Origin of the sequence: Streptomyces sp. NPDC002057, assembly GCF_040296665.1 — a bacterium.
GTDB lineage: Bacteria > Actinomycetota > Actinomycetes > Streptomycetales > Streptomycetaceae > Streptomyces.
Genome location: NZ_JBEOXR010000002.1, coordinates 223,159 through 237,195, shown reverse-complemented (window position 1 = coordinate 237,195; position 14,037 = coordinate 223,159). Strand labels below are relative to the sequence as shown.

Here is a 14,037-nt window from a genome sequence, read left to right as displayed (position 1 = left end):
CTCACCCAGTTGATCGTTCACCCGTTCGGACAACCTACGGATTGTTCGGCTATCTTCACTCTCCGGATCGAGCCGACAGATCCAGACGAGCGGGGATGTCATGCGGGACACCATGGAGCGGCGCCTGTCGCCGCAGCTCTGCCATCGGGTGCGCGGCGAGGACACCTTTCCCGTCGAGTGGCGACCGCTCGACGGGAGGGACCGCTTCGCGGTGCGGGCCGCCTGGCCCACCGACCACCCGTTCTTCGCCCCGCTCCGCCGGGGCGCCGAGCGGTGCCACGACCCGTTGCTCGTGGCCGAGACGCTGCGGCAGGCCACGATGGCCCTGCTGCACGCGGCCCACGGGGTCCCGCTGACCCGGCACATCCTGCTGGGCGAGATCTCCCTCACCTGTGACCCGGACGGGCTCGCGGTCACCGACGACGAGGCGGACATAGAGGTCCGGTTCGCCGAACTCCTCTCACGGGGAGACCAGTTGATCGAGATCCGGGTGGAGTGGACCGTACGGCGCGCTGCCCGTGTGGTCGCGACGGGCGCCGGCCACGCCCGGCTGGCCGGTCCCGCCGCCTACCGCAGGCTGCGCGGCGGGCACGTCGAGGCGGGGGCCGTGCGCCCCGGCGCCGGGACTCGCAGGGCGCCGGCGCCGCTCACCGGCCGGTCCGGGCCCGAGGACGTCCTGCTGGCCCCCACCGGGCGGGAGGGCGTGTGGGAACTGGTCGTCGACACCGGCCATCCCACCCTCTTCCAGCGGCCCACCGACCACATACCGGGGATGATCTTCCTCGAAGCGTCCCGGCAGGCCGCCGCCGCGGCCGTCTGGCCCCACCCCTACGTTCCGGCCGCCCTGCGGATCGCCTTCGACCGGTACGCGGAGTTCCACGGCGGCCCCTGCCTGCTCCGGGCGGAGCCCGGGAGCGCGGCGGGGACCTTCGAGGTCACCGGGTACCAGGACGGCCTGCGGCTCTTCAGCTGCGGGCTGCGGAGCGGATGATCCCGAGCCGCTGGGTGGCCCGGGTCAGCGCCACGTACAGGTCGTTCGTGCCGTGCGCGGCGCCCGCCACGATGCCCTCCGGGTCGACCACCAGGACCGTGTCGAACTCCAGCCCCTTCGCCTGCCGGGGGTCGAGCAGGACCACCGGCCGGGCGAGGTCGGGAGCCGGCCCGTACCCGGCGTCCGGCAGGGCCGCGACCAGGCCCGGGTGCAGTTCCGGCGGGGCGATGACGGCGATCCGGCCCTCGGCGCGCAGCTCGGCCGCCACCGCGTCGGCGGCCTCCTTCACCGGGTCGTCGACCGTCCGGTCCCAGGGTTCCACGCCGGTGGAGCGCACCGAGCTCGGCGGCTCGAACCCCGGATCGTCGGCCCGTCGCACCTCCGCCGCGACCGCCATGATCTCGGCGGGCGTGCGGTAGTTGACGCCGAGCCGGACCAGCTCCCAGCGCTCCTCCACGTACGGGGCGAGGATCCGGTCCCAGGCGCCGACGCCGGCCGGGTCGCCGGTCTGGGCGGGGTCGCCGACCAGGGTCATCGAGCGGGTGGGGCTGCGGCGCATGAGGAGCCGCCAGGCCATCGCGGAGAGCTCCTGCGCCTCGTCGACGATGATGTGGCCGAAGGCCCAGGTGCGGTCGGCGGCGGCGCGCTCGGCGGCGGTGCGGTGGTCGGCCTCCTCGTGGCGCTCGGCGAAGCGCTCGGCGTCGATGATGTCGTGCGCCGAGAGGACCTCGGAGGCGTCCTTGTCCTGCTCCTCCTTGTCCTCGAACTCGTAGGTGCGGGAGGCGTAGGAGACGTCGAGGACGCCCTGCGCGTACTGGATCTGCTTCTGCCGCTCGGCCTCCTCGGCGGCGCGGGCCGCGGAGTCGTCCTCGCCGAGGAGTTCCGCGGCCTCGTCGAGCAGCGGCACGTCGGCGGAGGTCCAGGGGCCGGCGGCGCGCCGGATCTCCCGGGCGTCCGCGTCGTCGAGGTGGGTGGGCTCGGTCAGGTAGTCGGCGAGGAACTCCCGCGGGGTGAGGGCGGGCCAGAGCGTGTCGATGGCCGCGTACACCTCGGGGTTGCCCGCGATGCCCTTGGCGAGCAGCGCGATGTCGTCGGGGCCGAGGAAGTTGGGGCCGCCGTAGGGGTCGGCGCCGATCCGGTCGGCGAGCTGTTCGGCGAGCGCGTCCAGGATCCGGAAGACGAAGTAGGGGCGGGCGAGATTGTGCGGGAGGGCGGTCTCGCGCGCCTTGTGGCGGGCCTCCAGGGCCATGTCCCAGTCGATGACCAGGTCGCCGTCGTCGTGCGGGACGATCAGCGGCGCGCCGCGCTCGGGGACCTGCTGGCGGTCGCGTACGGCCGCGGCGAGCGCCCCGGCCATGGCGGCGGAGCCCTTGACGGCGGCGGCGCGCGGGGTGTCGGCGCCGGTGGCGCGGACGCCCGGGAAGAGCTCGGCGGGGGTGGCGAGGAGGACGCCGGTCTCGCCGAGGGAGGGCAGCACGTCGGCGATGTATCCGAGGAAGGCCGGGTTGGGTCCGACGATGAGGACGGCCCGCTTGGCCAGCTGCTCGCGGTGCGCGTAGAGGAGGTACGCGGCCCGGTGCAGGGCGACCGCCGTCTTGCCGGTGCCGGGGCCGCCCTCGACGACGAGGACCCCGCGGTGCGGGGAGCGGATGATGCCGTCCTGCTCGGCCTGGATGGTCTGCACGATGTCGTGCATCCGCCCGGTGCGGGCGGCGTCGAGCGCGGCGAGCAGCACCTCGTCGGCGTCGCGGTTCTCGTGTCCGGTGCGGGTGGCGTCGGCGAGGTCGAGGACCTCGTCGTGGAGTGCGGTGACGGTCCGGCCGAGGGTGCTGATGTGCCGGCGGCGGGAGAGCCCCATCGGCTCGTACCCGGTGGCGAGGTAGAAGGGGCGGGCGAGCTCGGCCCGCCAGTCGACGACGAGCGGGGTGCGGTTCGGGTCGTCCCGGCGGATGCCGATCCGGCCGATGTGGTGGTCGCGCCCGTCCTTGAAGACGAGGCGCCCGAAACAGAGCCCGCTCTCCCCCGCGTTGAACGCGGCGAGCAGCCCGGACTGTTCGGCGACCATCACGTCCCGTTCGAGCCGTCCCTGGTTGCCGCCGACCCCCGGGGTGCGCAGGGCGCGCTCGACGGCGGCCTCGGCCTCGTCCCTCAGGTCGTCGAGCCGTGCGTAGAGATCGGTGATGAATTGCTGCTCGTTCCGAAATTCCTCGGTTGACAATTCGACTCCCGGCGCGATACAGTGCGTTTAGTGAACTTCTCCGTGTCCGTGGCGTTTCCGGACACGGAATCCCTCAATATACGCGAAGAAATACCCCGACTGTCCATTGTAGTCGGGGTATTTCTGTATGCCCTGGGGAAGTCCCGCCCTGTCCCGGCTCAGTCGAGCACGTCCGCCAGTTCCTCCAGGAGGCGGCGGCGGGGGCGGGCCCCGACGAGCGACTTCACCGGCTCGCCCGCCCGGAACACCATCAGGGTGGGCGTCGCGAGCACCCCGTACCGCAGGGTCGTCTCCGGGTTCCGGTCCACGTCGATCTCGACGACCCGGAGCCGCTCCGCCTCCTCCTTGGCGATCGCGGCGAGCACCGGCCTCAGCTGCCGGCACGGCCCGCACCACTCCGCGGTGAACTTCACCAGGACCGGCGTCCCGGCGCCGAGCACCTCCGCGCCGAAGTCCGCGTCCGTGACCTCGGCCACGCCCTCCGCGTGCGTCGTCATCCCCGTCACCCCTCCCTGTCCGTGTCCCGCTCCGTACCGAGTTCGCACCGGGGCTCCGGACCGAGCGGCAGCTCCGCCTCGGCCCGCAGCAGCTGGGCGCCCACCTCGGCGCGTACCGCCCGGAGCTGCCCGATCAGACCGTCCAGCTCGGCGACCTTCCGCCGGTAGACGGCGATCGACGCGGGGCAGGAGTCCCCGGCCGGGTGCCCCGCGCGCAGACAGTCGACGAACGGCCGCGTCTCCTCCAGCTCGAACCCGAAGTCCTGAAGGGTCCTGATCTGCTGGAGGAGCCGCAGGTCGTCCTCGTCGTAGGTGCGGTGCCCCTGCTCCGTGCGCCGGGCGGTCAGGAGGCCCCGGGACTCGTAGTACCGCAGAGTCCGCGGGGTGGTTCCGGCCCGCTCGGCCAGCTCTCCGATGCGCATGTACCCGACCGTAGGCCCTGACGCCGACGTCAGGGCAAGAGCGGGGCGGACGGGAAGGTGACGACAGGCCCCTGGGTCTCCCCCACCGCGTCCGGGCGCCCTCACGGCTGTCGGGGACGGTCCGCGCCGGGCGGCAGGAGGGGTTTGCGGACCACCGGGGACGACAGGACGATCGAGGTGGTGGTCCGGCCGAGCGCCGAGGTCTGCTCCAGGACCTCTTCGAGGTGGATGGTGTCGGTGACGGCGACCTTGAGGATCCAGCAGTCCTCCCCCACCACGTGGTGCGCCTCCAGGACCTCGGGGCGGGCGGTCAGTTCCAGGGTGCGCGGGTGCTTGAGCGTGTAGCCGCCGTGCGGGTCGACCCGGATGAAGGCCTGGATTCCGTAGCCGAGCCGGGCCGGGGAGACATGGGCGCCGTACCCGGTGACCGCGCCGCTCGCCTCCAGGCGGCGGACCCGCTCGGTGACGGCCGCGGGACTCAGCCGGACGCGGCGGCCCAGCTCGCTGAGCTTGATGCGGCCGTCGCTCTGCAGGAGGTCCAGGATCTGCCGGTCGATGGGGTCGTACGCGACCGCCGAGGTTTCGTCGGCGGCGGCGCGCGAATGCCGTGGTTCCTTCGGTGCGGCGGCCGGGACTCCCATGTTCTCCCCTTCAGACGGCGGCGGATCAACGTAACACTTGTCCGCGGGAACAAGGGAGTTGGAATTCATGGACGTACTCGTCATCGGCGGAAATCGCTATTTCGGAAAGCGGCTCATCGCGCTGCTGCGGGAATCCGGGCATCGGATCACGGTTCTCAACCGGGGTTCCTCCGGGGTCCCGGAGGGAATCGAGCATCTCGTCGCCGACCGCGACGACGAGGCCGCGCTGGAATCCGCTCTCGCGGGCCGCTCCTTCGACGTCGTCGTGGACCAGGTCTGCTACACCCCCCGCCAGGCGGAGATCGCCCGGCGCGTCTTCGGGACGCGCGCCCGCCGGTACGTGATGACGTCGACGGTGGAGGTGTACGAGTACGAGGACTCGGCCGAACCGGTCGCCGAATCCGCCCTCGACCTGGACGCGGTCGTCGTCGACACGGGCCCGGCCTGGGACGACCCGGAGTTCCGCGAGGCCCACTACGGGGAGGGGAAGCGGCAGGCCGAGGCGGTGTTCGCGGCCGGCACGCCGTTCGCGTGGACGTCGGTGCGGGTGGCCCATGTGCTCGGCGGCGCCGACGACTTCACCGGCCGGCTCGACCACTACGCGCGGCGCGTCCGGGCGGGCGAGCCGATCGCCGTGCCCGCGGTGAACCGTCCCGCCACCTATGTGTACGTGGAGGAGATCGCGGCGTTCCTCGCGTGGACGGTCGAGGCGGAATTCACCGGGCCGGTCAACGCTCATTCCCACGGGCCGCTGACCACGGCGGAGATCTGTGCCGAGATGGAGCGGCAGGTGGGTGGCCGGACGGTCTTCCAGGAGGTGGAGGTCGGCGAGGTGTCGCCGTTCTCCTTCGCCCGCTCGTACGCGATGGACAACTCCCGCGCGACCGGCCTCGGCTACTCCTTCACCCACTCCGGCGAGTGGCTCGCGCGGGCGGTGGCCGAGACGGTCGGGGGGTCCGGCGGCGCGCCCGTGGGGGCGGCCGGCGCGTCCGGCGTGGTGGACGGGGCGGTCGGGGGGTCCGGGGAATGACGCGGTTCCGCATGCTGGGGGACGTACGGGTCGGGGCCGTCGGGCTCGGCACGATGCCGCTCTCCGTCGAGGGCCGGCCGGACGGGGCACGGGCCGTGGCCACCGTGCACGCGGCCCTCGACGCCGGGGTGACCCTGCTCGACACCGCCGACTCCTACCACCCGCCCGGCGGTGCGCCCGGTGAGGGCGAACTGCTCGTGGCCCGGGCCCTCGCCTCGTACGGCGGCGGGGTGGACGACGTCCTCGTGGCGACGAAGGGCGGCCGTGGCCGTACGGCGGACGGCGGCTGGAGCGTGGACGGGCGCCCCGCGCATCTGCGCCGGGCGGCGGAGGCGTCGGCGCGGCGCCTCGGGGCCGCCCCGATCGGCCTGTACCAGCTGCACAAGCCGGATCCGGCCGTCCCGTACGCCGAATCCCTGGGCGCGATACGGGAGTTGCTGGACGCGGGGACGGTCAGGCTCGCCGGCGTCTCCAACGTGGACACGGCGCAGATCCTGCTGGCCCGCGAGATCCTGGGCGACCGGCTGGTCTCCGTGCAGAACCGCTACTCGCCCGCGGTGCGCACCGGCGAGCCGGAACTGCGGCTCTGCGCGGAGCTCGGCCTCGCCTTCCTCCCGTGGAGCCCGCTGGGCGGGATCTCGCGCAGCTCGCTGGACGGGACGTCCGCCCGGGAGGAGGACCCCCGGTTCGGCGCCTTCCACCGGGTGGCACGGGAGCGCGGGGTGAGCCCGCAGCGGGTGGCGCTCGCCTGGCTGCTCGCCCGGTCGGAGGCGGTGCTGCCGATCCCGGGCGCGAGCCGGCCGGAGTCGGCGCGGGACTCGGCGGCGGCGACCGGACTCCCCCTCTCCGAGGGGGAGTTGGAGCAGCTGTCCGGAGCCCCCTAGCCACGGCCGGCACCGGAGAGGGCCGGCACCGGGGCGGGAAGCGCGGGAGGCACGGTCCCGGCACCGGAGCACCGGAGGCACGGCCCCCGGACGGAGGAAGCGCGAGGGGCGGTCCCGTACGGGGAGTGCGAGAGGGACGGTCCCGGCCGCGGTGCGGTCGGGACCGTCCCTCTCCCGAGGCCCGGATCCGGCTCAAGGCCCGGGACTCGGGGTCGGAGTCCGCCCCGGCTGCGTCACACGCCGGCGCGGGCCTTCTCCTCGTCGCCCTCGGCGCGCTGGTCCGGGAGCTCCGTGGGGGCGTGGTCGTCGACGAGGGTCTTCTCGTCGAACGGGACGCGGCCGGCGAGGACCTCGGAGACCCGCGCCTTGTCGATCTCCTTCGTCCAGGTGCCGACCAGCACCGTCGCGACGGCGTTGCCCGCGAAGTTGGTGAGGGCGCGCGCCTCGCTCATGAAGCGGTCGATGCCGACGATCAGGCCCACCCCGTCGACCAGCTCCGGGCGGTGCGACTGGAGTCCGCCCGCGAGGGTCGCGAGACCCGCGCCGGTGACGCCCGCCGCCCCCTTCGACGCGATGATCATGAAGACGAGGAGCGAGATCTGCTCGCCGACCGAGAGCGGGTCGCCCATCGCCTCGGCGACGAAGAGCGAGGCCATCGTGAGGTAGATCGCGGTGCCGTCGAGGTTGAAGGAGTAGCCGGTCGGGACGGTGATGCCGACGACGGGCTTGCTGACGCCCAGGTGCTCCATCTTCGCGATGAGCCGCGGCAGCGCGGACTCGGAGGAGGAGGTGGACAGGATCAGCAGGAACTCGCGGCCGAGGTACTTCAGGAGGGCCCAGATGTGGATCCCGGCGACCAGCCGCAGCAGCGCGCCGAGCACGACGAAGACGAAGAGTCCGCAGGTGAGGTAGAAGCCGATCATGATGACAGCGAGGGACTTGAGCGCGTCGACGCCGGTCGCGCCGACGACGGCCGCGATCGCGCCGAACGCGCCGACGGGCGCGGCCCACATGATCATGCCGAGGATGCGGAAGACGAGCCGCTGGATGTGCCCGATCCCGCGCAGAACCGGTTCTCCGGCCGCGCCCATGGCCTGGAGCGCGAAGCCCGCGAGCAGGGCGACGAGGAGGGTCTGGAGGACCTCGCCCTCGGTGAAGGCGGAGACGAGGGTCGTGGGGATGATCCCGAGCAGGAAGTCCGGCGTGGACTCGCTCGCCCCCTCGGCCTGCTTGGCGCCGGCCTCGGCCAGCTCCTTGGTGAGGTGCAGCCCGGAGCCGGGCTCCAGGAGGTTGCCGACGACGAGACCGATCGCGAGTGCGACGGTCGACATGACCATGAAGTAACCGAGGGCGAGACCGCCGACGGCGCCGACCTTCGCGGCCTTCCGGACCGAGCCGACGCCGAGCACGATCGTGCAGAAGATGATCGGCGAGATCATCATCTTGATCAGGTTGACGAAGCCGGTGCCCAGCGGCTTCAGCTCGACGGCGACGCCCGGCGCCAGGAACCCGACGACGATGCCGAGCAGTACGGCTCCGATGACGGCCAGATAGAGATAGTGCGTGCGGTCCCGTCGTGCGGCCACGGGGTCCTCCTCGTGCTGATGGGTGTCCACGTCCCGGTGGACTCCGCGACTATCCATCAGCCTGTGACCGGGGTCACGCTTACGTACGTTTCGTTCACGGCCGAAGGGTCGGGGGCGCGCGGCCGAGGGTCACCGGTCCGGTGGGCAGGGCACGATTCGGGAACGCAAAGCGCCGGTCCACCCTCCGCCGTGCACACTTACCCGCATGCGTCTCCCCCTCCCCCGCCCCCGCAGCCTGGCCGGCCAGCTCTTCGCGATGCAGGTCGTGCTCGTGGCCGTCGTCGTGGCGGGGTGCGCGGTCTTCGCGTACGTCACGGACCGGGCGCAGGCCGAGGAGACCGCGCGGCGCCAGGCCACCGCGACCGCCGCGGCCGTCGCCGACTCCCCGTCCGTGGTCGCGGCCGCCCGCTCCGCCGACCCGTCGGCGCTCCTCCAGCCGTACGCCGAGTCCCTGCGCCGCCACGCGGGCGTCGCCTTCGTGGTGATCATGGCCCCGGACGGCACCCGCTGGACCCACCCCGAGCCCGCGCAGATCGGCCGGACCTACCTCGGGCACATCGAGCAGGCCGCGGCGGGCCGGACGCACTCCGAGACCCACCTGGGGGTCCTCGGCCCCTCCGTGCGGACGGTGACGCCCGTCTTCGACGGCGACAGGATCGTCGCCCTGGTCAGCGCGGGCATCACGATCGACAAAATCAGCGAGCAGGTACGGGAGCAGGTCACCGCCCTGCTCGGCATGGCGGGCGCGGCGCTCGCGCTCGGCGGAGCGGGGACGTACGTCGTCAACGCGCGGCTGCGCCGCCATACGCACGGCATGAACGCGACGGAGCTCAGCCGGATGCACGACTACCACGAGGCCGCGCTGCACGCGGTCCGCGAAGGGCTCGTGATGCTCGACGGGCGACGCCGGATCGCCCTCATCAACGACGGGGCGCGGGAGCTGCTCGGCCTGGACGACGGGGTCGTCGGCCGGCCGGCGTCCGAGCTCGGCCTGCCGGCGACGCTGACCGGCGCACTGCTGTCCTCGGAGCCGCGCGTCGACGAGACGCACCTGACGGCCGACCGGGTGCTCGTCGTCAACACCCGCCCGGTGGTGGGCGGAGAGCGTCGCGGCACGGTCGCCACCCTCCGGGACCGGACCGAACTTCAGGCGCTCTCGGGCGAGTTGGACTCCGAGCGGGGCTTCACGGAGGCGCTCCGCTCCCAGGCCCACGAGGCGGCGAACCGGCTGCACACGGTCGTCTCGCTCATCGAACTGGGGCGGGTGACCGAGGCGGTGGAGTTCGCGACGGCGGAGCTGGAACTCGCCCAGGCGCTCACCGACCGCGTCGTCGACGCCGTCGGGGAGCCGGTGCTCGCCGCCCTGCTGCTCGGCAAGGCGGCGCAGGCCAACGAGCGGGGGGTGGAGCTCGTCCTCACCGAGGACAGCCGGATCGACGACGGGCTCGTGCCCGCGACCCTGCCGTCCCGGGACCTGGTGACGATCCTGGGCAACCTCATCGACAACGCGGTGGAGGCGGTGGGCGGGACCCCGCACGCACGGGTGACGGTCACCGTCGCCGCCCGGTCGGGCGACGGCGAGCTGCTGCTCCGCGTCGGCGACAGCGGCCCCGGCGTCCGCCCGGCCGACCGGGACGCGGTCCTCGGCCGGGGCTGGACCACCCGGGGTCCGGGGCGCGGCCTCGGCCTGGCGCTGGTCGGCCAGGCGGTCTCGCGCGCCGCGGGCACGCTCGCCGTCGCGGAAGCGCAGGAGGGCGGGGCGGAGTTCACCGTACGACTGCCCCTCCCGGTGGCGGGGCCGCTGCCGCTGCCACGCGAAGGCGGAAACGGCAGCGGTGCCGGTCCCGCCCCCTCCCCCGCTCCCGGCACTCCCGGCGCCGAGGTGTCGTCGTGACCGTGTCCCCGCTCCGCGTCCTCGTCGTCGAGGACGACCCCGTCGCCGCCGACGCCCACGCCCTCTACGCGGGCCGGGTCGAGGGCTTCACCGTCGTCGGCGTCGCTCACTCCCGCGCCGCCGCCGTCCGGGTCCTCGACCGGACGCCGGTCGACCTGATCCTGCTCGACCTGTACCTGCCCGACGGCCACGGCCTCCAGCTGCTGCGGGCCCTGCGCGCCGCCGGACACTCCGCCGACGTCATCGCCGTGACGTCGGCCCGCGACCTGGCGATCGTCCGCGAGGGCGTCTCCCTCGGCGTCGTCCAGTACGTCCTGAAGCCCTTCGCCTTCGCGACCCTGCGGGACCGGCTCGCCCGGTACGCCGAGTTCCGGGCCGCCGCCGGCGAGGCCTCCGGGCAGGACGAGGTCGACCGGGCGCTCGCCACCCTCCGGGCCCCGCACCCCGCCACCCTCCCCAAGGGCCTGAGCGCGCCGACCCTGGAAGCCGTCACCCGTACCCTCCGGTCCACCCCGGCCGGACTCACCGCCGCCGAGGCCGGGACGGCGGTCGGGATCTCCCGGATCACCGCGCGCCGCTACCTGGAGCACCTGGTGACCGAGGGCCGGGCGGTGCGCGCCCCGCAGTACGGACAGATCGGGCGGCCCGAGCTCCAGTACCGCTGGCTCGACGGACCGGCCCGGGACCGCTGACGACCGGCCCGGGTCACTGGGGACCGGCGCGGGTCACTGCGGACCGACGCGGGGTCGCTGCGGACCGGCCCGGGACCGCTGACGACCGGCCCGGGACCGCTGACCTCCTCCGGAGGGCCCGCCGTCCATTACCGCCCGGTTCCCATGTTCCTACGAACTCCTGGCCTTGGGCGAACACACCGTATCCAGCCGTCACCCTCCGCACCTACCGTGGCCGCGTGCACCAACCCTCCCCGCCTTTCAACGCCCTGGCCGCGCGCCGCCTGCGCGAGGCCCTCGGCATGGCCCCCGGCCACGTCGCGTACGGCCTCCGCGCCCAGTACGGCCTCTTCGTCGAGCCCGACACCGTCGTCGCCTGGGAACGTGGCCGGGCCGTCCCCGGCGAACAGGAACTCACCGCCCTCGCGGGTGTCCTCTGGTGCTCCCCCGTCGACCTGATCGCCGCCGCGACCACGCTGCGCGAGCACCGGGTGGCGCGCGGGCTCGCCGCCGAGGAGCTGGCCCGGCGGGTGGGCGTGTCGGCCTCCGCGTACCAGCGGATGGAGGACGAGAGCAGCTGGCGCGGCACCGAGCGTCAGACCGCCGCGCTCGCGGAGGTCCTCGGTCTCGGCCCGCGCGCCCTGATCACCGCGACCGGCGGCGACGAGCGCCTCGCCGAACTGCTGCGCAGCGCCGCCACCACCCGCTGGCAGGCGTACGTGAAACCGGTGGTGAAGATGGTGCCGCTGCCCAAGCGGACCCTGGAGTCCGCGCTGCAGCGGCTGCACACGGAGTACCACGCCCGGATGGTGGCGACGAGCAGCTGGGGCGCCTCGGCGGCGACCGGCGACGAGGGCCGCGCGTACCTGGACGACATCGCCGGGCACTTCTGGACGTCCGTGGGCTCCTAGGGCCTGTCGTCACCTTGCCGTCCGCCCCGCCCATCGGGCCCCAGGCCCTCGATCCCATGATCATCGGGCCTGGATCATCGGTCCCGACGGCCGTAGATTGGCGCCGTGAGACGACACATACCCTTCGAACGACTCCACAACTTCCGTGACCTGGGCGGCTATCGGACCGCCGACGGCGGCTCCGTGCGGTGGGGGACCCTCTACCGCTCCGACTCCCTCGCCAAGCTCACCGACGCCGATCCGGCCGACCGGGAGCGCTTCCGCGCCCTGGGCGTGGCCACGGTGATCGACCTGCGCTACCCGTGGGAGATCGCCGCCAAGGGCCGCCTGCCGGAGACCGAGGGCGTCTCCTGGCACAACCTCTCCATCGAGCACCGCCCCTACGACCAGGCGGAGATCGACCCGGACCTCGACCCCTGGCGCTACCTCGCCGACCGGTTCGCCGAGGTCGCCGAGGACGGCGCGGTGGAACTCCGTACGGCCCTGGAGGTCATCGCCTCCGCCGACGGACCGCTCGTCTTCCACTGCGCGTCCGGGAAGGACCGTACGGGTCTGCTGGCGGCCGTCGTCCTCGCCCTCCTGGGGGTCCCGGACGAGGAGATCCTCGCGGACTTCGCCCTCACCGAACTGGCCACGGAGCGGCTGATCGCCGACTGGCGGACGGCCCATCCGGGCCGCGAGCTCCGCTGGCCGGGATACGGCCGGGCACCGGCCGACATCATCCGGCTCTTCCTGGCGGACCTGCGTGAGCGGTACGGCTCCGTGGACGCGTACGTCACCGGCCACGTCGGGCTCGACCCGTCGGTGGTGGCGACGCTCAGGGCCCGGCTGGTGGTAGCGCCGCCGGCCTGACCGGCACGGCACGTCACCCCCGGCCGCGCCGCTCGAAGACGAAGAGCTGACCGGCCGCGTCCGGCGCGCAGGGTGCCTCGGCGAGCCGTGCCCAGGCGGCGGCGCGGTCGCCGACGACGGTGACGCAGCCGCCGGGCGTCGCGGAGCCGACCGGGACGATCCGGTGGCCCCGGACGGGGGTGCCGTACGGCTCCAGGGCGAAGGCCTCGACGCGGCTCGGGTCGCCGCACTCGGAGTCCTCGTACGCGGAGCCGGGTATGCGGCCGCCGGAGGGTATGCCGGAGCAGCCGGGGCCGAAGTCGGGGTGGTCGGAGACGATCCTCCACCGGCCCTGCCCCAGCGCGGCCAGGGAGTAGAGCGGGACGCCGGCCTCGGCACACGGCACCTGGTGGACCTGCCCGCTGCGGGTGCCGCGCCGCTCCGCGAGGCAGAAGTCCGTGCCGGCCACCCGTATGAGGACGTCGCCGGGGGCCGGGGCGACGAGGACGGCGGGCGCGGTACGGGGAGGCTGCCCGGCGGGTCCGGCGCGGCCGTCCCGGAGGAGGGCGACGACGCTGACCCCGGCGAGGACGAGCCCGGCCACCGCGACGGACGCGACGAGGGCACGGCGTATGCGGGACGGGGCCCCCGACCGGGCCCCGGTGGCGCCGCCCGCGGCGTCGTCCCGGCCGCCCGGGACATCGTCGCCCCGGGGCCAGACGGGAGAACCGCCGTCCCCTTCCCCGGCGAGAACCGGACCCTCGGCCGCGCCGCCGCCGGCATCACCCAGACCCTCGGCCGCGCCCCCACTCCCGGCGTCCTCCCGCCCCCCGGCGTCCTCCCGCCCCTCCGCGTCGTCCCGGCCCTCCGCGTCGTCCGGTTCCCCGTCCCCCGGCGGCGTCTGCCACATCCGGCCCGCGAGCTTCCGCCGTGCCGTCCGCCACGCCTCCAGCTCGGCCGGGTCGGCGACCCCGCACGCGCGGACGAAGGCGGTCAGGAGCTCGGCTCGGGGCAGGGTCGCGCGGGCCAGCATGTTCGCCACCGTGGACCGGGGCAGGACGTCCCCGGCCGCCTCCGCCCGGGCCGACAGCTCGCGGTAGGTGAGGCCCGACCGTTCCTTGAGTTCCTGGAGCAGCGCGAGGAACTCGGCGGGGGTGTGTGCCTCCCGCGGGTCAGGGGTGTGCCGCCCCGGTGCCATCCGCGCCTCATCCCTTCCGCCGGACAGGGTTGGGACATGTCCGGGACAAGCCCCCAGCCTTGTTGATCCCGCGCTCCGGCTCAAGAGTGGAAACCCGGCATTCACGGGGGTGACGCCGGGCACGGCGAAGTGGCCCCGACCGTCCACGGGGGACGATCGGGGCCACTCGGGTGCGTGCGGTCCCGGACGGGATCCGGGACGGGGTACGGGACCGGGTACGGGACGGAATCCGGGACAGGTCGGGACGGAGGTCCCGGCCGCGG

The 14,037-nt window shown here is 74.0% G+C and carries 13 protein-coding genes; 7 read left to right on the top strand and 6 right to left on the bottom strand.

What is annotated here, in order from left to right:
• The first annotated feature begins 100 nt into the window (after nt 1-100).
• Complete coding sequence (locus ABT129_RS02910; RefSeq protein WP_351895748.1) at nt 101-991, top strand: ScbA/BarX family gamma-butyrolactone biosynthesis protein; 891 nt, start codon at nt 101-103, stop codon at nt 989-991.
• On the opposite strand, the gene ABT129_RS02905 is transcribed toward ABT129_RS02910, so the two are convergent.
• The 4 genes from ABT129_RS02905 to ABT129_RS02890 all read right to left on the bottom strand — a co-directional run bounded on the left by ABT129_RS02905 (nt 966) and on the right by ABT129_RS02890 (nt 4,769).
• Complete coding sequence (locus ABT129_RS02905) at nt 966-3,209, bottom strand: HelD family protein (RefSeq protein ID WP_351895746.1); 2,244 nt, start codon at nt 3,207-3,209, stop codon at nt 966-968. The genes ABT129_RS02910 and ABT129_RS02905 overlap by 26 nt on opposite strands.
• Before the next feature lie 158 nt (nt 3,210-3,367).
• Nucleotides 3,368-3,706, bottom strand: a complete 339-nt coding sequence (locus ABT129_RS02900; RefSeq protein WP_351895743.1) for a thioredoxin family protein — start codon at nt 3,704-3,706, stop codon at nt 3,368-3,370.
• Between the two features lie 5 nt (nt 3,707-3,711).
• The gene (locus ABT129_RS02895) at nt 3,712-4,128 is read right to left on the bottom strand and encodes a MerR family transcriptional regulator (RefSeq protein WP_351895741.1); all 417 of its coding nucleotides are present in this window, start codon (nt 4,126-4,128) and stop codon (nt 3,712-3,714) included.
• A gap of 101 nt (nt 4,129-4,229) precedes the next feature.
• Nucleotides 4,230-4,769, bottom strand: a complete 540-nt coding sequence (locus ABT129_RS02890; protein ID WP_351895738.1) for an Lrp/AsnC family transcriptional regulator — start codon at nt 4,767-4,769, stop codon at nt 4,230-4,232.
• 67 nt (nt 4,770-4,836) lie between these two features.
• Between ABT129_RS02890 and ABT129_RS02885 the strand changes: the two genes are divergently transcribed.
• Both ABT129_RS02885 and ABT129_RS02880 read left to right on the top strand, forming a co-directional pair.
• Nucleotides 4,837-5,799: an NAD-dependent epimerase/dehydratase family protein gene (locus tag ABT129_RS02885; RefSeq protein ID WP_351895736.1), complete on the top strand. Its 963-nt coding sequence runs from the start codon at nt 4,837-4,839 to the stop codon at nt 5,797-5,799.
• Nucleotides 5,796-6,683, top strand: coding sequence for an aldo/keto reductase (locus ABT129_RS02880; RefSeq protein ID WP_351895733.1), 888 nt, complete (start codon nt 5,796-5,798; stop codon nt 6,681-6,683). The genes ABT129_RS02885 and ABT129_RS02880 overlap by 4 nt, the downstream gene beginning before the upstream one ends.
• A gap of 233 nt (nt 6,684-6,916) precedes the next feature.
• On the opposite strand, the gene ABT129_RS02875 is transcribed toward ABT129_RS02880, so the two are convergent.
• Nucleotides 6,917-8,326 carry a cation:dicarboxylate symporter family transporter gene (locus tag ABT129_RS02875; RefSeq protein WP_502981631.1) on the bottom strand — a complete coding sequence of 470 codons (1,410 nt, stop codon included), beginning with the start codon at nt 8,324-8,326 and terminating at the stop codon, nt 6,917-6,919.
• Between the two features lie 148 nt (nt 8,327-8,474).
• Here ABT129_RS02875 and ABT129_RS02870 point away from each other — a divergent pair, with 148 nt between their 5' ends.
• The 4 genes from ABT129_RS02870 (at nt 8,475) to ABT129_RS02855 (ending at nt 12,597) form a co-directional block, all read left to right on the top strand.
• Entirely contained in the window at nt 8,475-10,163 is a 1,689-nt protein-coding gene (locus tag ABT129_RS02870) for a sensor histidine kinase (RefSeq protein WP_351895729.1), read from the top strand.
• Nucleotides 10,160-10,855, top strand: a complete 696-nt coding sequence (locus ABT129_RS02865) for a response regulator (RefSeq protein WP_351895726.1) — start codon at nt 10,160-10,162, stop codon at nt 10,853-10,855. The genes ABT129_RS02870 and ABT129_RS02865 overlap by 4 nt, the downstream gene beginning before the upstream one ends.
• Nucleotides 10,856-11,136: 281 nt before the next feature.
• Nucleotides 11,137-11,745, top strand: a complete 609-nt coding sequence (locus ABT129_RS02860) for a helix-turn-helix domain-containing protein (RefSeq protein WP_351895922.1) — start codon at nt 11,137-11,139, stop codon at nt 11,743-11,745.
• Between the two features lie 105 nt (nt 11,746-11,850).
• The gene (locus tag ABT129_RS02855; protein ID WP_351895724.1) at nt 11,851-12,597 is read left to right on the top strand and encodes a tyrosine-protein phosphatase; all 747 of its coding nucleotides are present in this window, start codon (nt 11,851-11,853) and stop codon (nt 12,595-12,597) included.
• Nucleotides 12,598-12,610: 13 nt separating this feature from the next.
• On the opposite strand, the gene ABT129_RS02850 is transcribed toward ABT129_RS02855, so the two are convergent.
• Nucleotides 12,611-13,774, bottom strand: a complete 1,164-nt coding sequence (locus tag ABT129_RS02850) for a helix-turn-helix domain-containing protein (RefSeq protein WP_351895722.1) — start codon at nt 13,772-13,774, stop codon at nt 12,611-12,613.
• Nucleotides 13,775-14,037: the final 263 nt, after the last annotated feature.

What these genes read in the sequence shown, in the direction of transcription:
- ABT129_RS02910 (WP_351895748.1), top strand. Translation starts at nt 101, where the DNA reads ATGCGGGACACCATGGAGCGGCGCCTGTCGCCGCAGCTCTGCCATCGG.
- ABT129_RS02900 (WP_351895743.1), bottom strand. Translation starts at nt 3,706, where the DNA reads ATGACGACGCACGCGGAGGGCGTGGCCGAGGTCACGGACGCGGACTTC.
- ABT129_RS02895 (WP_351895741.1), bottom strand. Translation starts at nt 4,128, where the DNA reads ATGCGCATCGGAGAGCTGGCCGAGCGGGCCGGAACCACCCCGCGGACT.
- ABT129_RS02890 (WP_351895738.1), bottom strand. Translation starts at nt 4,769, where the DNA reads ATGGGAGTCCCGGCCGCCGCACCGAAGGAACCACGGCATTCGCGCGCC.
- ABT129_RS02885 (WP_351895736.1), top strand. Translation starts at nt 4,837, where the DNA reads ATGGACGTACTCGTCATCGGCGGAAATCGCTATTTCGGAAAGCGGCTC.
- ABT129_RS02880 (WP_351895733.1), top strand. Translation starts at nt 5,796, where the DNA reads ATGACGCGGTTCCGCATGCTGGGGGACGTACGGGTCGGGGCCGTCGGG.
- ABT129_RS02875 (WP_502981631.1), bottom strand. Translation starts at nt 8,326, where the DNA reads ATGGATAGTCGCGGAGTCCACCGGGACGTGGACACCCATCAGCACGAG.
- ABT129_RS02870 (WP_351895729.1), top strand. Translation starts at nt 8,475, where the DNA reads ATGCGTCTCCCCCTCCCCCGCCCCCGCAGCCTGGCCGGCCAGCTCTTC.
- ABT129_RS02860 (WP_351895922.1), top strand. Translation starts at nt 11,137, where the DNA reads ATGGCCCCCGGCCACGTCGCGTACGGCCTCCGCGCCCAGTACGGCCTC.
- ABT129_RS02850 (WP_351895722.1), bottom strand. Translation starts at nt 13,774, where the DNA reads ATGGCACCGGGGCGGCACACCCCTGACCCGCGGGAGGCACACACCCCC.